This is a genomic window from Rhodococcus opacus, from assembly GCF_012396235.1.
GTDB classification, from domain to species: Bacteria; Actinomycetota; Actinomycetes; order Mycobacteriales; family Mycobacteriaceae; genus Rhodococcus_F; species Rhodococcus_F opacus.
This window is the reverse complement of sequence record NZ_JAAXPA010000007.1, coordinates 42,381-64,493: the sequence shown is the minus strand read 5'-3', so window position 1 is coordinate 64,493 and position 22,113 is coordinate 42,381. Positions and strand designations below refer to the sequence as shown.

At 67.1% G+C, this 22,113-nt stretch carries 20 protein-coding genes; 17 read left to right on the top strand and 3 right to left on the bottom strand.

Annotated elements, in window-relative coordinates; all coding sequences use genetic code 11:
* Positions 1-58 precede the first annotated feature (58 nt).
* From HGB39_RS11095 to HGB39_RS11035, 13 genes are all read left to right on the top strand, one after another.
* A complete protein-coding gene (locus HGB39_RS11095) occupies positions 59-976 on the top strand; it encodes a 3-oxoacyl-ACP reductase (protein WP_043787822.1) in 918 nt (305 codons plus the stop codon).
* Between the two features lie 588 nt (positions 977-1,564).
* Positions 1,565-2,329 (top strand): MlaE family ABC transporter permease, encoded by a 765-nt coding sequence (locus HGB39_RS11090; protein ID WP_005262890.1) that lies wholly within the window; start codon positions 1,565-1,567, stop codon positions 2,327-2,329.
* Positions 2,330-2,349: 20 nt separating this feature from the next.
* The gene (locus HGB39_RS11085) at positions 2,350-3,201 is read left to right on the top strand and encodes an MlaE family ABC transporter permease (RefSeq protein WP_005262888.1); all 852 of its coding nucleotides are present in this window, start codon (positions 2,350-2,352) and stop codon (positions 3,199-3,201) included.
* Between the two features lie 12 nt (positions 3,202-3,213).
* The gene (locus tag HGB39_RS11080) at positions 3,214-4,389 is read left to right on the top strand and encodes an MCE family protein (RefSeq protein ID WP_005244537.1); all 1,176 of its coding nucleotides are present in this window, start codon (positions 3,214-3,216) and stop codon (positions 4,387-4,389) included.
* On the top strand, positions 4,386-5,408 hold the full coding sequence (locus HGB39_RS11075; RefSeq protein ID WP_005562660.1) for an MCE family protein: 1,023 nt from the start codon (positions 4,386-4,388) through the stop codon (positions 5,406-5,408). The genes HGB39_RS11080 and HGB39_RS11075 overlap by 4 nt, the downstream gene beginning before the upstream one ends.
* A 2-nt stretch (positions 5,409-5,410) precedes the next feature.
* Positions 5,411-6,466 (top strand): MCE family protein, encoded by a 1,056-nt coding sequence (locus HGB39_RS11070; protein ID WP_007300936.1) that lies wholly within the window; start codon positions 5,411-5,413, stop codon positions 6,464-6,466.
* Entirely contained in the window at positions 6,463-7,755 is a 1,293-nt protein-coding gene (locus HGB39_RS11065) for an MCE family protein (protein ID WP_005262885.1), read from the top strand. The genes HGB39_RS11070 and HGB39_RS11065 overlap by 4 nt, the downstream gene beginning before the upstream one ends.
* Positions 7,752-8,981 carry an MCE family protein gene (locus HGB39_RS11060; RefSeq protein WP_043787813.1) on the top strand — a complete coding sequence of 410 codons (1,230 nt, stop codon included), beginning with the start codon at positions 7,752-7,754 and terminating at the stop codon, positions 8,979-8,981. Before HGB39_RS11065 ends, HGB39_RS11060 begins: the two co-directional genes overlap by 4 nt.
* Positions 8,978-10,393, top strand: coding sequence for an MCE family protein (locus HGB39_RS11055; protein WP_005244531.1), 1,416 nt, complete (start codon positions 8,978-8,980; stop codon positions 10,391-10,393). Before HGB39_RS11060 ends, HGB39_RS11055 begins: the two co-directional genes overlap by 4 nt.
* Positions 10,390-11,133 carry an Rv1363c family protein gene (locus HGB39_RS11050; RefSeq protein ID WP_005562666.1) on the top strand — a complete coding sequence of 248 codons (744 nt, stop codon included), beginning with the start codon at positions 10,390-10,392 and terminating at the stop codon, positions 11,131-11,133. The genes HGB39_RS11055 and HGB39_RS11050 overlap by 4 nt, the downstream gene beginning before the upstream one ends.
* A complete protein-coding gene (locus HGB39_RS11045) occupies positions 11,130-11,648 on the top strand; it encodes an Rv1363c family protein (protein ID WP_005262880.1) in 519 nt (172 codons plus the stop codon). The genes HGB39_RS11050 and HGB39_RS11045 overlap by 4 nt, the downstream gene beginning before the upstream one ends.
* A gap of 2 nt (positions 11,649-11,650) precedes the next feature.
* Positions 11,651-12,475 (top strand): nuclear transport factor 2 family protein, encoded by an 825-nt coding sequence (locus HGB39_RS11040; protein ID WP_005562669.1) that lies wholly within the window; start codon positions 11,651-11,653, stop codon positions 12,473-12,475.
* Between the two features lie 88 nt (positions 12,476-12,563).
* Positions 12,564-13,574, top strand: coding sequence for an NAD-dependent epimerase/dehydratase family protein (locus HGB39_RS11035; protein WP_005562670.1), 1,011 nt, complete (start codon positions 12,564-12,566; stop codon positions 13,572-13,574).
* Here the strand turns inward: HGB39_RS11035 and HGB39_RS11030 are convergent.
* Together HGB39_RS11030 and HGB39_RS11025 are read right to left on the bottom strand one after the other, a co-directional pair.
* Positions 13,544-15,091, bottom strand: a complete 1,548-nt coding sequence (locus HGB39_RS11030; RefSeq protein WP_043787817.1) for an alpha,alpha-trehalose-phosphate synthase (UDP-forming) — start codon at positions 15,089-15,091, stop codon at positions 13,544-13,546. The two genes, HGB39_RS11035 and HGB39_RS11030, sit on opposite strands and share 31 nt — an antisense overlap.
* A gap of 33 nt (positions 15,092-15,124) precedes the next feature.
* Entirely contained in the window at positions 15,125-15,298 is a 174-nt protein-coding gene (locus HGB39_RS11025) for a hypothetical protein (RefSeq protein ID WP_005262874.1), read from the bottom strand.
* A 171-nt stretch (positions 15,299-15,469) separates the two neighbouring features.
* Between HGB39_RS11025 and HGB39_RS11020 the strand changes: the two genes are divergently transcribed.
* Positions 15,470-17,173, top strand: a complete 1,704-nt coding sequence (locus HGB39_RS11020; RefSeq protein ID WP_005562674.1) for an ABC transporter ATP-binding protein — start codon at positions 15,470-15,472, stop codon at positions 17,171-17,173.
* Positions 17,170-18,918, top strand: a complete 1,749-nt coding sequence (locus HGB39_RS11015) for an ABC transporter ATP-binding protein (protein ID WP_005562676.1) — start codon at positions 17,170-17,172, stop codon at positions 18,916-18,918. The genes HGB39_RS11020 and HGB39_RS11015 overlap by 4 nt, the downstream gene beginning before the upstream one ends.
* 58 nt (positions 18,919-18,976) lie before the next feature.
* On the opposite strand, the gene HGB39_RS11010 is transcribed toward HGB39_RS11015, so the two are convergent.
* Entirely contained in the window at positions 18,977-19,912 is a 936-nt protein-coding gene (locus HGB39_RS11010; protein WP_064080302.1) for a methionyl-tRNA formyltransferase, read from the bottom strand.
* A gap of 110 nt (positions 19,913-20,022) precedes the next feature.
* Between HGB39_RS11010 and HGB39_RS11005 the strand changes: the two genes are divergently transcribed.
* Complete coding sequence (locus HGB39_RS11005) at positions 20,023-20,826, top strand: alpha/beta fold hydrolase (protein WP_005244521.1); 804 nt, start codon at positions 20,023-20,025, stop codon at positions 20,824-20,826.
* A gap of 47 nt (positions 20,827-20,873) precedes the next feature.
* Positions 20,874-22,073 (top strand): sensor domain-containing diguanylate cyclase, encoded by a 1,200-nt coding sequence (locus HGB39_RS11000; protein WP_054245870.1) that lies wholly within the window; start codon positions 20,874-20,876, stop codon positions 22,071-22,073.
* Positions 22,074-22,113: the final 40 nt, after the last annotated feature.

Here is a 22,113-nt window from a genome sequence, read left to right as displayed (position 1 = left end):
ACCGCCGTGTCGTGGTTCGCGACCTGCGGCGAGTGCACAGAACCGGGAGAGCGTGTTCATGAATGCTGTGGCTGACCGCGATGTGAACGTGGACGGCAAGGTCGCCGTCGTGACCGGCGCCGGATCCGGCCTCGGGAAGTACGAGGCGATCGCATTGGCCCGCGCGGGTGCGTCCGTCGTCGTCAACGACCTGGTTGCGAACGACGCCGTGGAGGCCACGCTCGAGGAGATCCGGGGTCTGGGCGCGAAGGTCGAATTCGTGGCAGGCGACATCGGGGAACGGTCCACCGCCGACGCGATCATGGAGGCGGCGCAGAGCCGGCTCGGCAGCCTCGACATCCTGGTGAACAATGCGGGCATCACGCGGGATCGCATGCTGTTCAACATGTCCGACGAGGACTGGGATCTGGTGCTGAAGGTTCATCTGCGCGGCCACTTCCTGCTGTGCCGCGCAGCCGCGTCGTACTGGCGGGGCAAGTCCAAGGAGGCCGGCGCGCCGGTATACGGGCGCATCGTCAACACCTCGTCCGAGGCAGGACTGCTCGGCCCCGAGGGGCAAGCGAACTACGGCGCCGCCAAAGCAGGCATCACGGCGCTCACGCTGTCGGCGGCCCGTGGGCTGTCCCGGTACGGCGTCCGAGCCAACGCGATCTGCCCCCGCGCCCGCACGTCGATGACGGAGAACGTCTTCGGACAGGCGCCGGCCGAGGGGGTCGACCCGTTGTCGCCCGAGCACGTGGCCGCGCTGGTCGCCTACCTCGCATCGCCCGCCGCCGACTCCGTGAACGGCCAGGTCTTCGTCGTCTACGGCCCGATGGTGGCATTGATGGCGGCACCGGTCGTGGAGCGGCGCTTCGACGCCGTGGACGGTCGGTGGACACCCGGTGCGCTCGCGGCGGAACTCGGGAACTACTTCGGGGATCGGGATCCTGCCACCATGTTCTCGGCCTCCGCGGCGCTACGCGAACTGGGCTGATCCGCGTCTCTGGGGCCGAAGAACCGACACGAAGGTTGTTTCCGTATCGTTTCCGCAGGTAATGCGCCCGCGATGGGCGATACTGAAGGCAACTGAAGGCAACTGAAGAGCGGCGGAACGGGGGCCGGGTGCCCGTGGTGGGGTGTTCGAGAGGTGTGCCGGATATGACTAGATCGTGTTCTAGTTCTGCTGCCGTCGAGCAGTTCGATCGAGCCTGCCCATCCGGCCCGGGAGCTCCCGGTTCCGGCCTCCGTGTGCGGTCGCCGAGAACTGGGGCAGGCAACGATTCCGGCTTTCGTCGGCACTCGGTAGATGTCGCTCAAAGTTCTTGTGCTATAACATCTTAGGTCCGCGACTCGGATTTCCGCACGGCGCGAATTGCCGAGTCCGATCGGACGGAGACACGCCCGGCGTTTCGGTTGAATTCGGCCCTCGGGGCGTGCTGAATGTGGGACGATTCATGCTGATGAGTGACCACCTTTGACAGGTGAACACGTTCTAGTTAATATGACCTGAGTCACAGACCGTCGGGGGGCTGGGCTCGAACTGACAGTCGGTGCTGGGCGAGATCATGGACGAGGAGGACGGATGGTAGACCTCCTCGAGGTGCCGTTGCGTGCGGTCGGCGGGTTCTTCTCGATGTCGGGCGAAACGTTGAGGGCAGTCTTTTCGAGGCCCTTCCAGCGTCGCGAGTTCGTCGACCAGGCGTGGTTCGTCGCCCGGGTCTCGATGGTGCCCACCGTGCTGGTGGCCATCCCGTTCACGGTGCTGGTGAGCTTCACGATCAACATCCTCCTCCGTGAGATCGGCGCCGCCGACCTCAGCGGCGCCGGCGCCGCTCTCGGCACCGTGACCCAGGTCGGTCCCATCGTCACCGTGCTCATCGTCGCTGGTGCAGGCGCCACCGCCATCTGCGCAGACCTCTCCGCCCGCACCATCCGCGAAGAGATCGACGCGATGCGGGTGCTGGGCATCAATCCGATCCACCGCCTGGTCGTGCCACGTGTGCTGGCGTCGACCGTCGTGGCGCTCCTGCTCAACGGGCTGGTCTGCACCATCGGCATCCTCGGCGGCTTCGTCTTCTCGGTCTACATCCAGGACGTCAACCCGGGTGCGTTCGTCAACGGCATCACCCTGCTCACCGGATTCGGGGAGCTCGTGATCTCGGAAGTCAAAGCCGGTCTGTTCGGCATGATCGCCGGCCTCGTCGCCGCCTACCTCGGCCTGAACGTCAGGGGTGGCGCGAAGAGCGTCGGTGACGCCGTCAACCAGACCGTCGTGTTCTCGTTCATGGCCCTTTTCGTGGTCAACGTTCTCGTCACCGCCGTCGGCATCAAGCTGACGGCAGGGTGATCGACATGGTGGTGGAGTAGATGGCACTAGCGGCGGCCGGGCGCTTTCCCCGAACTCGCAGACGGTTCGCGTCGGCGTCCCGCTCGATCGACCGGCTCGGTGAGCAGGCGCTGTTCTTCGCGCGTGCCATCGGATGGGCGCCCCGTGCCCTGATGCACTACCCGAAGGAGACGCTGCGGCTCATCGCCGAGATCAGCATGGGCACGGGTGCTCTCGCCGTGATCGGCGGAACGGTCGTCATCGTCGGCTTCCTGACCCTGTTCACCGGCGGCACCATCGCGGTGCAGGGCTACAGCTCGCTCGGCAACATCGGCGTCGAAGCCCTCACCGGCTTCTTCGCGGCCTTCATCAATGTGCGTATCGCGGCACCGGTCATCGCGGGCATCGGGCTGGCGGCCACCATCGGCGCCGGCTCCACCGCCCAGCTCGGCGCCATGCGCGTCTCGGAGGAGATCGACGCGCTCGAGACGATGGCGATCCCGTCGATCCCGTACCTGGTCAGCACACGTGTCATGGCGGGCATGATCGCCATCATCCCGCTGTACGCCCTGGCGGTGATCGCGTCGTTCATGGCCAGCCGGTTCGCGACGGTGGTGCTGTACGACCAGTCGTCCGGCGTGTACGACCACTACTTCTCGACGTTCCTGATACCCACGGACATCCTGTGGTCGTTCGCCCAGGCCATCGTCATGGCGATCGCGATCATGCTCATCCACACCTACTACGGTTTCAACGCCTCGGGCGGTCCGGTCGGTGTCGGTGTGGCCGTCGGCAACGCGGTGCGCTCCTCGCTGATCGCCGTCGTCACCGTCACCCTGCTCATCTCGCTCGCCATCTACGGCGGGTCCGGCAACTTCAACCTTTCGGGATAGGGGTGCCGGTAGATGACTGATTCGGGTGGGAAGAAGAAGCTCGCGGCACTCGTCCTCGTCGTGAGTCTTCTCGCGATCATCGGTGTGTCACTGGCCATGTTCAACGGAACCTTCAGCGAGTCCACGCCCGTCACCGTCACGTCGGATCGCTCCGGGCTGGTGATGGAACCCGACGCCAAGGTCAAGCTCCTCGGCGTCGAGGTCGGCCGCGTCGGCTCCATCGAGCACGTGACGGACGGCGCCGAGCTGAAACTGGCGATGTATCCCGACATGATGTCGCTGATACCCTCCAACGCCACCGTGGAGATCAAGTCCACCACCGTGTTCGGCGCCAAGTACGTCAACTTCGTGATGCCGGAGAACCCGGCGTCCACCCATCTCCAGCCGGGGGCCGTCATCGCGTCCGACAACGTCACCGTCGAGTTCAACACGGTCTTCCAGCACCTGTCCGACGTACTGACCCAGGTGCAGCCGGAGAAGCTGAACGCCACGCTCGGGGCCATCTCCTCGGCGTTGCGCGGACGCGGCGAAGAACTCGGCGCCCTGCTCGAGCAGAGCGACAGCTACCTGGCGAAGATGAATCCGAGTCTGCCTCAGCTGCAGGAAGATCTGGCGAAGGCCGCGCAGGTCACCGACGTGTACGCCGACACCGCACCAGATCTGCTGCGGGTACTCGACAACGCGACGGCCACCAGCGCCACCGTCGTCGACGAACAGGACAACCTGGATGCCGTGCTGCTCAACGTCACGGGGCTGGCCGACACGGCGAACACCGTGCTGACCGAGAACGAGCAGAACCTGAACTCCTCCCTCGACCTGCTGCTCCCGACGACGGATCTGCTGGCCGAGTACTCGCCCGAGATCTCCTGCTTCATCGTCGGCCTGAACAACGTGATCCCCCTCGCCGAACAGCTCATCGGCGGCAATCAGCCGGGTATCGCGCTGAGCGCTAGCTTCATGTACGGGCAGGAGCCGTACACCTATCCGAAGGACCTGCCGAAAGTGAACGCGACAGGTGGGCCGAACTGCCACGGTCTTCCCAACCCCGATCTCAGCAAGCATGCGAACTTCGTCGTGGCCGACACCGGAACGGTGCCGTTCGTGCCGTCGACGGAAGTCCAGGTGCACCTGCCCAAGGTGTTCCAGTTGCTGTTCGCGGGCGTGTACCCCGGGCAGGGTGGGCAGTGACTGTGCGAGCGACCACGGTCAAACTGCTGATCTTCGCGACGGTGATGTCGGTGATCTTCGCCGGACTCGCCCTGGTGTTCAGCCAGTACCGGTTCAGCAGTTCCGACGGCTACCATGCCACGTTCACCGACGTGTCCGGGCTCAAGCCCGGCGACAAGGTGCGCATCGCCGGCGTCCCCGTCGGCGCCGTCGAGAAGGTGAGCATCGACGACGACAACCTCGCCGACGTCGATTTCACCGTCGACACCAAGTACTCGCTGTTCGACGGGACCAAGGCCACGGTGCGGTACGAGAACCTCGTCGGCGACCGGTACATGGAACTTCTCGAAGGTGCCGGATCGGTGGAACCCCTGCCGGACGGTGGATCCATCCCGGTCGAGAACACCTCTCCCGCACTCGATCTCGACCTTCTGCTGGGTGGGTTCAAACCGTTGCTGCGGGCATTGGACCCGCAGCAGGTCAACGACCTGTCCCAGGCCCTCGTCCAGGTGTTCCAGGGGCAGGGCGGAACGCTCGTCTCGCTCCTCGGGAGCACGAGTTCGTTCACGAACACCCTGGCCGACCGGGACCAGTTGATCGGCGAGGTGATCACGAACCTCAACCAGGTCCTCGGCACCATCAACGACCGCGGCGATCAGTTCCGGTCGACGCTCGACCAGTTGCAGCAGTTGGTCAGCGGGCTGTCCCAGGACCGCGATCAGATCGGTGACGCCATTCCCCGCATCGCCGGGGCGACGGGGGATCTCGCGAATCTGCTCGAAGGTGTGCGGCCACCGTTGCAGAGCACGATCGCCGAGGCCAATCGCACCGCAACTCAGCTCCAGGCGGGGGAGGACGACCTCGACTGGGTGCTCCAGAATCTGCCCGACGCCTACCGGCGGCTCATCCGCATCGGCACGTACGGCAGCTTCTTCCAGATGTACGTCTGCACGGTCAAGTTCAAGTTCTCCGGCCCGGACGGATCGGATCTGCTCCTCAACATGCCGGGCGGTCAGACGGCAGGGAGGTGTGCACCGTAGCCATGAAGCGCGAACGTAATCCCGTACAGGTGGGAATCATCGGTGTCGCCATCGCGAGCATGATCGTGATCGCCACCCTGCAATATGATCAGCTGCAATTCCTTTCGGGCGGAACGCAGTACTCCGCCTACTTCGAGGACGCGGGTGGGCTGATGACCGGCGACACGGTGACGCTCGCCGGCGTCGACGTGGGGAAGGTCGCCGAGGTCGAACTCGACGGTCAGCACGTGCTCGTCACGTTCACGATCCAGGACGGCGTCGCCCTCGGCGACGCCACCGAAGCGAACATCAAGACGAACACCGTTCTCGGACGCAAGTCTCTGGCCGTCACCCCGCTCGGGTACGACACGATGCCGGTGGGCTCGACGATTCCGTTGGAGCGCACCAACTCTCCGTACTCTCTCAACGACGCGCTCGGCGATCTGTCGAACACCGTCTCCGAACTCGACACCGACGAGGTCAACAACGCGTTGAACGCGATGTCCGGCGCTCTCGAGAACACACCGCCCGAGTTGCGCACCGCACTGGACGGCCTGTCCCGCCTGTCGGAGAGCATCAATTCGCGGGACGAGACGCTGCGACAGCTGCTCTCGCGTGCCGAGAACGTGACGGGAATCCTCGCCGAGCGCAGCGGGCAGATCAACTCGCTGATCGTCGACGGGAACCAGCTGTTCGGCGAGCTCGACCGTCGCCGCACGGCGATCAGCCAGCTGATCGTGAACATCTCCGCGGTGTCCCGGCAGCTCACGGGACTGGTCCAGGACAACGAGGAGCAGATGAAACCGACGCTCGACAAGCTGAACTCGGTGGTCGACGTCCTGCAGCGGAACAAGGACAACATCTCGCAGGCTCTCGACGGCCTCGCGCCGTACGCCACTCAGCTCGGCGAGTCGGTCGGTAGCGGCCCGTTCTTCATGGCGTACGTCTACAACATCGGCATCGGCAACCTGTTCCAGGGGCTCAGCGACGCGGTGACGTGGCCGGAGCATCTCCCCAACGACCTCCAGGCCTACCTGCAGACAGGTCCGTCCATCGAGCTGAGGGAACCGCCGCGATGACGACGAACCCGGAAATCACCAACACGCGGAAGAAGTGGCTGATCCGCGGCGGCGTCGCGGCGGTCGTGGTGGTGCTGATCGTCGGCGCCGCAGTGATGTTCGTGCCCAAACTCTTCCAGAACACGATCACCGCGTACTTCCCGGCGACCACCGGGCTGTATTCGGGCGACGACGTCCGCGTCCTCGGTGTGAAGGTGGGGACGATCGATTCGATCGAGCCCGGCGCCGACTTCGCGCGGGTCACGATGAACGTGAAGAAGAGCGTCGAGATTCCCGCCGACGCGAAGGCCGTCATCGTCGCACCCAGCCTGGTGTCGGGACGGTTCGTCCAGCTCACACCCGTGTACGCGGGTGGGCCGACGATGGGCGACGGTGCGAGCATCCCCGTGGAGCGCACCGCCGTCCCGGTGGAGTGGGACGAGATCAAGACCGAGCTGAACAAGCTGTCGGAGGCGCTCGGACCGCAGGGCGCCGACCCGCAAGGCTCGCTCGGCACGTTCATCGATACCGCGGCCGACAACCTCGACGGCAACGGAGAGTCGTTGCGGAACACGCTGCGGGAACTGTCGGAGACCATGCGGACCCTGTCCGACGGCCGGACCGACCTGTTCTCCACCATCCGCAACCTGCAGACGTTCGTGGCGGCTCTCTCGTCGAGCAACGAGCAGATCGTCCAGTTCGAGGGCAGGCTCGCGTCCGTGTCGAACATGCTTGCCACCAACTCCGACGAACTCGGAACCGCCCTGAACGATCTCGACCTCGCACTCGGCGACGTCAACCGGTTCGTCGTGGAGAACCGGGCAAGTCTCAGCGAACAGGTCGGCCGCCTGGCCGACGCCACCCAGGTGCTCGCCGACAAGAGGCCGCAGATCGAGCAGGTGCTCCACGTCGCGCCCACGGCGCTGGCCAACTTCAGCAACATCTACAAGCCGGCGCAGGGTTCACTGGTCGGTGCGGTCGCAATGGCGAACTTCGGGAACCCTGTGAACTTCATGTGCGGTGCCATCCAGAGCCTGCAGGCCAACGAGGCGAACCGGAGCGCGGACCTGTGCACCCAGTACCTGTCGCCGGTCCTGAACTCGCTGACGGCGAACTACCTGCCCATACTCACCAACCCGACGACGGGTGTGAACGCCTTCCCCGACCAGATCGAATTCACCCCGCCGAGTCTCGAGGCCTCCGTACCTCCGCGGTCCGCGCCGCCGATGACCGGGACCCTCGCCGGGATGCCGACCGTCGCCGTGCCCAAGGACCTGAACGATCTGCTGCAGCCGGGAGGTGGGCGATGACGAAGCACACACGGGTGCGTCGCGGCGCCATCGCGGCCGTGGCGATCACGTTGTCCCTCACCCTGACCGGGTGCGAGTGGGAAGGGCTGAACTCGCTTCCGCTGCCGGGCACCGAAGGGCAGGGCGACGACGCCTACACGGTCGAGATCCAGATGCCCAATGTCACGACGCTGTCGCAGAACTCGCCGGTCCGCGTGAACGACGTGACGGTGGGTTCGGTGACGGGCATCGACGTGCAGGACTGGCACGCACTGGTCACCGTCTCGATCAACGGCGACGTCCAACTGCCTGCCAACGCGACCGCCAAGATCGGCCAGACCAGCCTCCTCGGCTCGCAGCACCTCGAACTGGCTCCGCCGACCGACACCGAGCCCGAGGGCAGGCTCGTGGACGGCGACGTGATCCCCATCGAGCGGGCGGGCGCCTACCCGACCACCGAGCAGACGTTGTCGTCACTGTCGGTGGTACTCAACGGTGGCGGCATCGCCCAGATCCACGACATCACCCAGGAACTCAACGCCGCACTGGGCGGCCGGGAGGACTCGATCCGGGATCTTCTCCCGCAGCTCGACCAGCTCGTCACGAGCCTGGATCAGCAGCGCGGAGACATCATCGGCGCGATGGAGGGACTCGACCGGCTGGCGGGCACCGTCAACGAGCAGAAGGCCACCCTGGACGCGGCGCTGGACGGCATCCCGCCCGCGCTGGAAGTGCTCGTCACCCAACGGCAGAACCTCACCACCGCGCTGGTCGAGGTGGGCAAGCTCAGCGACACCGCTTCCCGTCTCGTGGAGAACAGCGGCGAGGAACTGAAAGCGAACCTGGCAAACCTGACACCGGTGCTGCGTGAACTCGCCAACTCGGGTAGCGCGCTGACCGAGGTGCTGACCCTGATGCTCACGTACCCCTTCCCGATGAAGACGATGGACAAGGCGATTCAGGGTGACTACGCGAACCTCATGATGACGATCGACATGACCAACGAACGCGTCGACAGCAACTTCCTGACCGGCACCGGCCTCGGCGGATCGCTCGGCGGCGTCGAGGGCGCCGTGGGATCGCTCGCCGGGGTGGCCGGGCAGTCGGGCGATCCGCTGCAGGCACCCCTGCAGCCGGCTCCGAAACCGGCACCCGCACCGCCGGTGATTCCGGGGCTTCCGCAGATACCCGGACTGCCGCAGATACCGGGCCTTCCGCCGCAACTGGGAGGGGCGCCGACACCATGAGAATGACGAGATTCGTTCGCATTCAGCTGATCATCTTCTCGATTCTCACCGTCATCGGGCTCGTGGTGATGTCGATCCAGTACGTGAAGGTGCCGGTGCTGTTCGGCGTCGGGCGCTACGAGGTGAGTGTCCGACTGCCGTCCACCGGTGGGCTCTACTCGCACGCCAATGTCGCCTATCGCGGCACCAACATCGGTGTCGTCGAGAACGTGACGCTCACCGGCGACGGTGTGGAAGCGAAGATGTCGCTCGACAGCGACTACAAGATTCCGGCCGACGTCGACGCGGCAGTCAAGAGCGTGTCGGCGGTCGGCGAGCAGTACGTCGATCTGATCCCCCGGGACGGCGCCGCCGAGGCCGACGGCCCGTACCTCGCGAACGGCGACGTGATCCCGTTGGATCGTGCGACCATTCCGCAGGACGTCGGCGAGATGCTCGACCAGGCGGACGAACTGCTCGCGAGTATTTCGGACACCAGGTTGCAGACGGTGATCGACGAGGCGTTCACGGCGTTCAACGGGTCGGGCCCCGACCTGCAGCGGCTCATCGACTCGGCCCGGTTGTTCGTGGAGGAAGCCGACGCGAACAGCGACGCGACGAAGGCCCTGATCGACCAGGTCGGCCCACTGCTCGACACCCAGACGGTCAGCAGCGACGCCATCCGGTCGTGGACCCAGGACCTGGTGACGTTCACCGACCAGTTGCGGGCGAGCGACCCGAGCCTGCGGTCGGTGCTGGAAAAGGGCCCGGGAACGGCGCAGGAGGCCACCCAGCTGTTCCAGGACCTGCAGCCGACACTGCCGATTCTGCTGCGGAACCTGGTGAGCGTCGGCCAGGTCGGGGTGATCTACAACAAGAGCATCGAGCAGGTTCTGGTCATCTACCCGCCCCTGACCGCGGCGCTCGTGACGGCGGCGACAGGCGGGCCGGTGGAGGACGGCGCGATCGTCGACTTCGCGCTGCAACTGCACGACCCGCCGGCCTGCACGACGGGATTCCTGCCCCCGGAGCAACGCCGGTCGGGAGATCAGACCGACCCGATCGCGACACCGAACGACCTGTACTGCAAGGCCGCTCCGGACGACCCGGCCGTGGTGCGTGGCGCGCGGAACCTGCCGTGCATGGAGTTCCCGGGACGTCGCGCGCCGACGGTCGAGGCGTGCCGCGAGGGCTGGGAGGCGTCGGGCAACAACCCGCCGTACGGGCCGATCATGCCGCCGGATGTACCCTCGTACACAGCCGTTCCGAGTTCCTACGAAGGCGCCGCGGGTGCACCGGTCGCGGCCGTGCCCTACGACCCGGCCACCGGTAGCTTCATTGGTTCGGATGGAAAGACGTACACCCAACCGGATCTGGCGGTGCAGGGAAAGGACTCGACGTGGCAGACGATGATGACAGGTCAGCAGATTTGAGTTCCAGCACAGACGAGCGCGCAACCGACTCCGCGGAGCAGGCGACCGAGCAGACGGCCGCGGCGAAGGACCGGAGTAGGCGAAGGGCAGTCCGGCACGCCGGCCCGCCGGTGGGGGAGACCGCGGCGCCGAAGCCGGTGGTCCTCGCCAAGCAGGCAGACGCGAAAGCCGAGCCCGAGTCGGAGAAGGTCTCGACGACGAAGGCGGCATCCCAGGACGCTCCGGCGTTCGGCGCACCGAAGCAGCGTCGTCCCCTGAAGTCGTTGCTCGCGTGGGGCGTTACCGCGGTCGTCATCGTCGCACTGGTCGTCGCGGCGGTGATGCTGCTGCTCGACCGACAGTCCGCACGGGAACGGGACGATCGCCGTCAGGCCTTCGTCGACACGGCCCGGCAGACGGTGCTCAACCTGACGACCATCCATCCCGGGACCGCGAAGGAAGACGTCGACCGGATCATCGCCGGCGCGTCGGGTCAGTTCCTCGAAGAGTTCCAGGGCCGTGAGGATCCGTTCGTCGGCGTCGTGCAGGACGCGAATGTGACCACCGAGGGCCAGGTCATCGAGGCCGGCGTCGAGAACGGGAGCGAGACCTCGATCTCGGCGAACGTTCTGGTGGCCGCCCGGACGATGGTGAGCAGCAAGGAGCAACCGGAACCCTCACCGCGCGACTTCCGGATGCGAGTGACGGTCAGCGACGTCGACGGCAAGTTGACCGCATCGAAGGTGGAGTTCGTCCCATGAGCGACAACAACGAAGACAAGCGAAAGTTCGCCGTCACCAAGCAGGCAGCGCTGAAGATCGCGGCCGCGGTCGTGGTGGTTGCGCTCGCCGTCGGAGTGGGCTTCCTCTGGTACGGCCACCGGCAGGATCAACTCTCGGAGCAGGCGCGCATCGACGCCGTCGACGCCGCGGGCAAGCAGGCGGTCGCGATGCTGGCGTACGACTTCGCCGACGTCGACAACCAGTTGGCTGCTGCCGCAGACGGACTCACCGGCTCGTTCCGCGACGACTACACCACACTCGTGCAGGAGACCATCGCGCCGGGCGCCAAGGAGAAGCAACTCACCGTGCAGGTGTCGGTACAGGCCGCCGCGCCCGTGTCGACCACACCCGACGAGGCGGTGGTCCTGCTGTACCTCAACCAGACGACGACGAGCGCCGACGCTCCCGACGCCCGAACGTCGGGCAGCCGCGTGCGGGTGTCGCTGCAGAAGGTCGACGACCGCTGGCTCGTCGATCAGTTGACCCCGGTGTAGCGGTGCCGGACCCCACGCCGACCGTAGCGGAACTGCTTGATGCCGTTGGGCGTTCACCGTCCGCGGTCGCGGCGCACGACCGAGCCGCGTGGGTCGGGCTGTTCTCGGACGGCGCCCGGGTCAACGACCCGGTGGGCTCGCGGCCACACGTCGGCACGGCAGCGATCGAACGGTTCTACGACACGTTCATCGCCCCCAATTCGATCACGTTCCATGTGACGCGGGACGTGGTGTGCGGGATGTCGGTGGTCCGAGACCTCGACCTGGAGACCCGGATGTCGACGGGAGTGGTGCTGACGGTGCCGATGCACCTGCGCTACGACCTCGTGGTGGAGTCGGGTGTCGTGGCCGTCGACGGGTTGTATGCGCACTGGGAACTGCCCGTGATGATCGCCCAATTAGCCAGGGCGGGGTGGCGGGGCGCGGCGGCGTCGGTGAAGCTGGCGCCGCAACTACTCTCGAATCAGGGCGTACTCGGTGTAACGGGTTTCATGCGAGGGCTGCGAACCGTCGGACGTCCGGGTAGGAACGCCGCCACCGGATTTCTGGTGGCCGTCCGCAGTCAGGACACGGCCGCGATGTCGGAGAGGCTCGCTCCCGGTGCGGTTCTCGAGCTGTCGCCGGGTACCCCGCTCTCTCGCGCTCAGTTCGCGGGAAGTCTCCGTGAACTGCAGTGGAGCAAGATGATCGTGGCGGGGCGCACCGTGACGGCATCCGTGCGCGTGGCCGCGTGGGAGGGTGTGGCCCTCCTGGAGTTCGCGCACCGCTCCCATGAGATCTCGCGAGTGCGGATGTTCGTCGAGGCGGTCACCCCCTTCACAAAATGAAACAAGTTCTAGTACTGTCGGGGTCTCCTGGCCGATTGTCGACGCACGACGTTGCGTGGCGGGGCCACAACCGAACGGGGAGTCGTCGATGAAGGTTGCAGTAACCGGCGCCGCGGGATTCGTGGGCAACAATCTGCTGAATCTGTTGGTCGAGGCGGGGCACGAGGTGACCGCAATCGACCGCGTGCGTTCCCGGTACGCACCCGAATACGGGGTCACGTGGGTGAACGCCGACGTGCTCGACGTCGAATCCATGAAGCGGGCGCTGGACGGCGCCGAGGTGGTCTACCACCTGGTCGCGATGATCACCCTCGCCCAGAAGGACGATCTGGCCTGGACCGTCAACACCAAGGGCGTCCGGACCGTCGCCGAAGCCGCTCTCGCAGTGGGTGTTCGGCGGATGGTGCATTGCAGTTCCGTGCACTCCTTCGATCAGAGCAGTTGCGGCGGGACGCTCGACGAGAACTCGCCCCGGTCCGTCGACGCGTCGATCCCGGTGTACGACAGGTCCAAATGGGCGGGCGAGATCGAACTCCGCGAGGTGGTCGAGGCCGGGCTCGACGCGGTGATCTGCAATCCCACCGGGGTGTACGGGCCCGTCGACTATGGACTGTCGCGGGTGAACGCGTTGCTGCGCAACGCCGCTCGCGGCCGCGTTCCCGCGGCGGTGCAGGGCGGGTTCGACTTCGTCGACGTCCGCGACGTCGCCGCCGGACTGATCGCAGCCGGGGAGAAGGGCCGGACCGGTGAGAACTATCTGATCTCTGGGCACATGCTCGGCATGCACGATGCCGTGAGGAGGGCTGCGCGTGCGGCGGGTCGTCGGGGGCCGCTGTACTCGTTCCCACTCAGTGTCATCGAACGCGTGCTGCCGATCGCCGAACCGATCGGGACCCGGTTCGGCTCCGACGTGCTGTCGCGGTCGGCGATGGCGGCGCTGCTCGCGGCGCCCGTCATCGACGGCACCAAGGCGCGGTCCGAACTCGGCTACGTTCCGCGTCCCGCCGACGAGACGATCCGCGACTTCGTCGCCTTCCTGGTGACGTCCGGTCAGCTGAGCCGGGGCGGTCAGTTCTCCCCGGTCGCGTCCTCGTTGTAGTCGGACTCGGAAGCCTCGGCGGGAGCGATCAGTGCCGGGCCGGCGGCGCCGCCGTGAGCGAGGGCGTCGAGGAAGGACCTGGCCCACCGGTCGACGTCGTGTGCGAGGACCTGCCTGCGCAGGGCCCGCATGTGGCGTCGGCCGTCCTCCTTCGGCTGGTTCAGGGCCTGCTCCATCGCGTCCTTGACGCTGTCGAGATCGTGCGGATTGCACAGGAACGCCTGACGGAGTTCGGCGGCCGCGCCGGTGAACTCGCTGAGCAGCAGCGCACCGCCGAGATCACTGCGGCACGCCACGTACTCCTTGGCGACGAGGTTCATGCCGTCTCGCAGCGGAGTCACCAGCATCACGTCGGCGGCGACGAAGAAGGCGATCAGCTCCTCGCGGGGGATCGGCCGGTGCAGGTAGTGCACCACCGGCCGGCCGACCTCGCTGTACTCGCCGTTGATCCGCGACACCTTGCGTTCGATGTCGTCGCGCATCTGCACGTAGCTGTCGACCCGCTCGCGGCTCGGCGTGGCCAGCTGCACCATCACCGTGTCGGCGGGATCGATGCGCTGCTCGTCGAGCAGTTCGTGCAGCGCGGCGAGGCGGACGTCGATGCCCTTCGTGTAATCGAGGCGGTCGACGCCGAGCATGATGTGCTTGGGATTGCCCAGTTCCTTGCGGATCTTCTTGGCGCGGTCCCGGATCGACTTGGACCGGGACTGCTCGTCCAACTGCCCCGAATCGATGGAGATCGGAAACGCGCCGACGCGCACCGTGCGGAACCCCACCTGCACGACGCCCAACTTGGAGCGGACGCCCACGTTGCCGCGGGACGTCTGCTGACCGGCGAGTTTGCGGGCCAGGTACAGGAAGTTCTGGGCACCGCCCGGGAGGTGGAACCCGATCAGGTCGGCGCCGAGCAGGCCCTCGATGATCTCGGTGCGCCACGGCATCTGCATGAACAGTTCCACCGGCGGGAACGGAATGTGCAGGAAGAACCCGATGGTGAGGTCGGGGCGGAGCATGCGCAGCATCTTCGGAACGAGCTGCAGCTGATAGTCCTGGATCCACACGGTGGCGCCGTGTGCGGCCGCCTTCGACGTGGCCTCCGCGAAGCGCCGGTTGACCTCGACGTACGCGTTCCACCAGTCGCGGTTGTACTCGGGCTTGACGATGACGTCGTGGTAGAGCGGCCAGAGGGTGGCGTTGGAGAAGCCCTCGTAGTAGTCGGCGATCTCCGCGGCGCTCAGCGGAACGGGGTAGAGCTCGAGGTCGTCCTCGACGACGGGATCGAGCTCGGCGTCCGCGACCCCCGCCCAGCCGACCCATGCGCCCTTGTTGCGGCGCAGGATCGGCTCGAGCGCGGTGACGAGGCCACCGGGGCTGCGCTTCCAGCGCGTGGTGCCGTCCGGAAGGCGTTCGAGGTCGACGGGGAGTCGGTTCGCGACGACGACGAAGTCGGCTTGCCCGGACACAGGATCAGAAGTCGAGCGTGATGACGATGCTGACGATTCCGAACTGGCAGCCACGGGCTTCCTTCGCAGTCGAAGTGGACGAAATTCTCAGTCGAGCTTGCTGGTGGGTCCGATTCCGAGCATGGAGAGCAGCATCCTGCACTCGTCGGCATCTTCGGCGTATGCAGCGACAACGCGCTGCGCCTGGCGGGCGGTCTCGTCGGCTAGGGGTTCGAGATCCTCGTCCGCGATGTCGTTTTCGGCGGTCGTCTTCGCGGCCATCTTTGTCCTCTCGGGCTTGCTGCTGCGTCACGCGCAGTAGTTCGTATCGGCGACTCTATGAGAACCGGGCATGTCAACGCTAGTTGCCCATCGATTAAGGTTCATCTAGTTAGGGTCTGCTTACTTGGTTGGTGGGTGGGTGGGGAAGCGTCGGCGTTGGGAGTTACGCGCGTGAAGACTGGTGGCACCGCAATTCTGCGTCGCACGCTGGTGCGGAATCGTGTTCGGCTGGGGATCGGCACCGTGCTCGTCTGCCTGCATCAGGTGGCGGAGACGCTGGTCCCGATCTCGATCGGCGTGATCGTCGACCGGGCCGTCGCGACCGGGGACGTGTTCGCTCTCGCGGTGTGGCTGTGCGCCCTGGCGCTGCTGTTCCTGGTGCTCACCGCGGCGTGGCGTTTCGGTGCCCGGTTCATCGTCGTGGCGATGCAGAACGAGGCGCACCAGCTGCGGATGGAGGTGGCGCACCGCATCCTCGACCCGCGGGGAGTGCGCACCGACCTGCGTGCCGGTGAGCTGCTGTCCGTGTCGACGTCGGACGCCGACCGTGCGGCCTGGATCGCGGACATCACACCGCGGGCCGCGGCGGCCCTCACCGCGGCGATCGGATCCGCCGTCGCCCTCCTGCTGATCGACGTGCCGCTCGGACTCGCCGTTCTGATCGGCACCCCCGTCATCCTCGGTCTCCTCCAGCTCGCGGCGCCGCTGATCACCCGCCGGGCCACCGATCAGCAGGCCGCCGTCGCGCGCGCGTCGGCCATGGCCACCGACCTCGTCAGCGGGCTCCGCCCCTTGCGCGGGATCGGCGCCGAGGTGTCGGCGTCGCGGCGATACCGGACGGCCAGCCGCGAGGCGCTCGGCGCCACCCTGCACACGGCGAAGAGTTCCGCCGTGTTCGCCGGGGTGTCGATGACCGTCAGCGCCCTCCTCGCCGTCGGTGTCGCGGGTGTCGCAGGCTGGTTCGCCCTCGAGGGGCGCATCACCATCGGCGAGCTGATCACCGTCGTCGGACTGTCCCAGTTCTTCATCGAACCGCTCGGCGTCCTGGCCGGTCTGCCCGGGTTCCTCGCCCTCGCCCGCGCGTCGGCGGACCGCCTCGCCCTGGTCCTCGATGCGGAACCTCTGCTGCCCGCCGGATCGGGCCGGACACTCGACGGCAGCGAGCTCAGCCTGACCAGGGTGTCCTACCGGTCCCTGAGCGCGGTGGACCTCCGGGTCACCCCCGGCGAACTGCTCGGGGTCGTCGCGTACCGCCCGCAGGACGCGGAGGCGCTGGCCGCGCTGCTCTCCGGGCAGGTTCCGCCCGACCGGTACGAAGGCGAACTGACGGTGGGCGGAGTGCGGCTGTCGGACGCGGATCTCGCGCTGGCCCGCCGGGCGCTGCTCGTCGAACCGCACAACGGCGACCTGTTCTCCGGAACCGTCGCGTCGAACGTGACCGCAGGCAGGCCCGGCGCGACGGCGTCCGAGGTGCAGGCGGCGCTGTCCGCGTCCGCGGCGGTGGACGTCGTCGAAGCACACCCCGAGGGGCTCGACCACGAGGTCGCCGACCGCGGGTCCTCGCTGTCCGGGGGTCAGCGGCAGCGGGTCGCCCTCGCACGTGCACTGGTGGCGCAGTCGCCGGTGATGGTGCTGCACGATCCGACGACCGCCGTGGACGCGGTCACCGAACACACGATCGCGGGCGGCATCGCGGACCTGCGGCATCGCGGCTCCGCGGACCGGCAGACGACGATCCTCATCACGAGCAGCCCCGCGCTGCTGTCCGTGACCGACCGCGTCGTCGTCCTCGACGACGGAACGGTGGTCGGCGAGGGCACACACTCGCAATTGGCGACCGAGAACGCGAACTACCGTCAGGCGGTCCTGCGATGAGTGAACTGCTGCCCATCGCGAACGCACGCGACACGTGGGCCTGGCTGAAGTCCGAGCTGGGACACCGCCGCGGCCGGAGCGTCTTCACCCTGCTGGTCGCCGCCGTCGCGGCGGGCATGGCGCTGGTTCCCGTCTACGTCTTCGGCGTCCTCGTCGACCGGGTGCAGGACGGTGCGCCGCCGTCCACCATCGGGTGGGTGGTCGCGGTGATCGCGTCCGCCGCGGTGATCGGCGGCGTGTGTGCCGGGTTCGCGTCGTTCCTGATCCGCAGTCTCGGCGAGGGAATCCTGGCGGATCTGCGCGAGCGCACCGTCGACCGGGCGCTCCGGCTGCCGATCCAGACGGTCGAACGCGTCGGCAAGGGCGACCTGCTGTCGCGGGTCGGCGACGACGTCGCGGTGATCGGCAAGGCCGTCACCGACGTGGTCCCCAACCTCGTCACGGCTGTCCTGCTGGTGGTGCTCAGCATGGTCACGATGCTCGGCATCGACTGGCGGCTCGGGCTCGCGGGCATGGTGGCGCTGCCGATGTATGCGCTGGCGATGCGCTGGTACCTGCCGCGGTCCGCGCCGGTGTACGCCGCCGAGCGTGTCGCGATGGGGGAGCGTTCGCAGGCCCTGATCAGCAGCATGCAGGGCGCCCGGACGGTGCGCGCTTACGGTCTGGAAGACAGCCATCTGGCGCAGATCAACGGTGCGTCGGAGAAGGCCCGCGACCTGTCCGTCGGCGTCTTCGCACTGTTCACCCGGTTCGCGGGACGCGGCAACCGGGCCGAGTTCGTGGGGCTCGCCACCATCCTCGCCGCCGGATTCGCACTGGTGAATGCCGAGATCGTCACCGTCGGGCAGACCACCACCGCGGCACTGCTCTTCCACCGGTTGTTCAATCCGATCGGCATGCTGATGTACACGTTCGACGAGGTGCAGTCGGCGGGAGCGAGCCTGGCCCGGCTCGTCGGCGTCGTCGACCTCGACGACGAGTCGAGCACCGGGAGTGCCGCCGTCCGGGAGTCCGCGGATTCGACGCTCGAACTCGCCGACGTGCGACACACCTACGACGGCGGCCACGAAGTGGTGCACGGCATCAGCCTGCACGTGCAGTCCGGTGAACGCGTCGCCCTCGTCGGCTCGACCGGGGCGGGCAAGACGACGGTCGCGGCGATTGCGGCCGGCTCGATCGTCCCGACGTCCGGCTCGGTGCGCATCGGCGGCGCCGCGCTGCCGGACCTGGAGCCGGGTGGTCTCCGCCGCCGGGTCGCCATCGTCAGCCAGGAAGTCCACGTGTTCGCCGGACCGCTGATCGACGACCTTCGGCTCGGCGCACCCGACGCCTCCGAGGAGGACGCGGCGATGGCACTGAAAGCCGTCGGCGCCGACGGCTGGGTGAACGCACTGGACGACGGCGTCCAGACCGTGGTCGGGGAGGGCGGCCACGAGCTGACCGCCGCCCAGGCGCAGCAATTGGCTCTGGCGCGACTGGTCCTCGCGAACCCGGCGGTCGCGATCCTGGACGAGGCGACGGCCGAAGCAGGCAGCGCGGGTGCGCGGGAACTCGAAGCGTCGGCCGAGGCGGCGACCCGTGGTCGCACGACGCTGGTGGTGGCCCACCGGTTGACGCAGGCGGCCGCCGCCGATCGGGTCGTCGTCCTCGAACACGGCCGGATCGTCGAGCAGGGGCCGCACGCCGATCTCGTCGCTGCCGGCGGACGCTACGCCGAACTCTGGTCGGCGTGGGAGGGTCGGTAGGGCGTTCCGCCCCGTGCGCCTTTCTGGTGGCTCCCGCTACCAGAAAGGCGCACGGGCGTCAGCTGAGGTAGCCGCCGCCGTGGGGGAAGAAGTCGGTTCCGGCGAGTTCGGTGCCGTCGTCGAGCCGGATGCGCTGGATCTTGAGGCCTTTGTTCCGGCCCGTGCGAGCGTCGGGTCCGGCGACGATGACCATTCCGTCGCCTTCGTGGATGAAGACACGCCCGGGCGTTCCACCGTAATTTCCTTCGGATACGGCGGCCTTCAGAACCCGGACACGCTGTCCCTTGTAATGGGTGAAGGCGTTCGGGTACGGGTCGGACTGCGCGCGGACGAGCCGTTCGATCGCGTCGGCGGGCCACGTCCAGTCGATGAGGCTGTCCTCGGGGGCACGCTTGTGGAAGAACGTGGCCTGCGAGCGGTCCTGCGGCGTCCAGTCCGTGCGACCGGACGCGATCAGCTCGAGTGCGTCGTGGGTGATCGGGCCGATCATGTCGACGGTGCGGTGGAACAGATCGGTGACGGTGTCCGACGGCCCGACGGGCGTCGACCTCTGCAAAACGATGTCGCCGGCGTCGAGTTCTTCGTCCATCAGGTGCGCGGTGAGGCCTACTTCTTCTTCACCGTTGATGAGCGCCCAGATGAGCGGGGAGAATCCTGTGTACTTGGGCAGGAGCGAGTCGTGAATGTTGAGGGTGCCGTAGCGGGGAGAGTCGAAGACGTCCCGTGGCAGCCAGGTGCGCCAGTTGTTGGCGACGACGATGTCGGGGTCGGCCTGCTTCAGCGCGGCCTTGAAGTTTTCGTCCGGCTTGGTGGCGATGTGCACGGGCACCCCGTGCTCGGTGGCCAGGTCGGCGACGGAGTCCGCCCACATCTGTTCGTAGACGTGGTCGCTCTTGGGGTGGGTGATCGCGAGGACGACCTCATGGTCGGACTGGAGCAGGGCCTGCAGGGTACGGTGACCCCAGGTTTGATATCCGAGTGTGGCGACTCTCAACGCGGTCCTCCTGGACGAGCTTGTCGGTCAGCGCCGCATGCGAGCGGCAGCGAAGCCAGCTTAGGCTATCCAACCTAATTCGGTGAGACCGCCCATGGAAGGAAGGCAACATGACGATCGCCACGATCAACGGGATCCCCCTGAATTACCAGGTCAAGGGATCCGGCGATTTAGTGGTGCTCATCATGGGAACCGGAAGCCCGGGACGGGTGTGGGATCTGCATCAGACCCCTGCGCTCATCGACGCCGGCTACCGTGTCTGCACGTTCGACAACCGGGGCATCGCGCCGTCCGGTGAGAGCCTCGGCGGGATCACCATGGACGATCTCGTCGCCGACACCGCGGGACTGATCGAGCACCTCGGCGGCGGACCGGCGCGTGTCGTCGGCACCTCGATGGGTGCCCGTGTCGCGCAGGAACTGGCCCTGACCCGGCCCGACCTCGTGCACAAGGCGGCGTTCCTCGCCGGTCACGCCCGCATGGACTACTTCCAGCAGACCCTCACCGAGGGCGAGCGTGCCCTGCACGACAGTGGGGTCGAACTCCCGGCCAAGTACCGGGCCGCGGTGACTGCCGTGATGAATCTGTCGCCCGCCTCGCTCGTCGACCCGCACACGGCCCGCGACTGGCTCGACCTGTTCGAGTTCAGCGGTGGCCGGACGTCGGACGGCGTGCGCGCGCAGATGGAGATGGACCGCAGCTTCGATCGTAGGCAGGCCTACCGGGCGATCACGACGCCGTGCCTGTCCATCGGTTTCGCCGACGACAGGATGATTCCGCCGTATCTGTCGCGTGAGGTGGCCGAGGCCATCCCGTCGGCTCGGTACTACGAGATCCCCGACGTGGGGCACTACGGCTACCTCGAACAGCCTGAAGTGGTGAACAAGGTGCTGCTCGAGTTCCTCGCCAACTGACAGTTCCGAGCGGCTGGGGGGGCGATCACGGTGACGGCGAGATTCTGATGGCGTTGGGTATTCCGCGCCTCGGGGTGGGCATCGTCCGGTACGACATCGTGAACGGGGCGTTGTGGTGGGATGAAAAGGCCGCCGCCATCTTCGAGGACGACGGTTCCCGCCCACCGCTCGAATTGTGGCGGGAGCGGGTCCATTCCGAAGACATCGGTGCGGTGCGTCGCATGTTCGGTGACACCGCCGGATCCGTCGGCGCGGAGTGTGTGTTCCGTATCGTGCTGGCAGATCGGTCGACCCGGTACATCCTCACCCGCAGCATCGACGTCACCACCGATGCGTCCGGCGCCCCTGTGGAGCTGACGGGAGTGGTCATCGAACTCGGGCACGTGGCCGGCCGGGACGCGCAGCTCGCGTCGTTGCTCGATCGGGTGGCCCTGGGGTTCATGGCGCTCGACGGGGACCTTCGGATCATCTACGTCAACTCCGGCTGCCTGCGGCACGTGCGGCGGTCGCGGGACGAACTGCTCGGCCGTGTCGTCACCGAGGTTCTTCCGGAAACGCGCGGCAGCTACTTCGACGCACTGTGCCGCAAGGTTCTCGCCACCGGCCGGGAGCAGCAGACGCGGGTGGACTCGCTGTATTCGCCCGGGATGACGATCGAGGTGACCGCGGCAGCCGACTCCGGTGCACTGGTCGTGCATTTCCGGAACGTCACCGCGGAAGTCACCGCCCAGCAGCAGGCGGCGGAGGCACACGCCCTTCTTCTGCACGAGGCCACGCACGACAGTCTCACCGGACTGCTCAATCGCGCCGCCATCACCGAGCATCTGCAGCGCCTGTTCGAGCCCGGTGCGGGGCCTGCGGTCGCGTTGTTCCTCGACGTCGACGGGTTCAAGGACGTCAACGACACCCGGGGGCATCGCGTCGGTGATCGCATCCTGCAGGGGGTGTCCGAGCATTTGCGCCACGCGATGCGCGCTCCGTCCGCGGTCGGCAGGCTCGGCGGCGACGAGTTCGTCGCCATCCTGCCCGACATCGACGAACTCGACGTCGACGACGTGGTCACCCGGATGCTTGCGTCGATCACGACGCCGATCGACGTCGGCGACGAACTCCTCGTCGTGACGATCAGCGTGGGGATGGCGCGCAGCACGTCGGCTCTCACGGTCGACGAACTGCTCCATCATGCGGACACCGCCCTATACGCAGCCAAGCGTCGAGGTGGGAACACCGCGGTCTGGCACCAGTAGGTTGCTGGGCGGCTGCCCCTGGGTGTCGACGCCGCCGCTC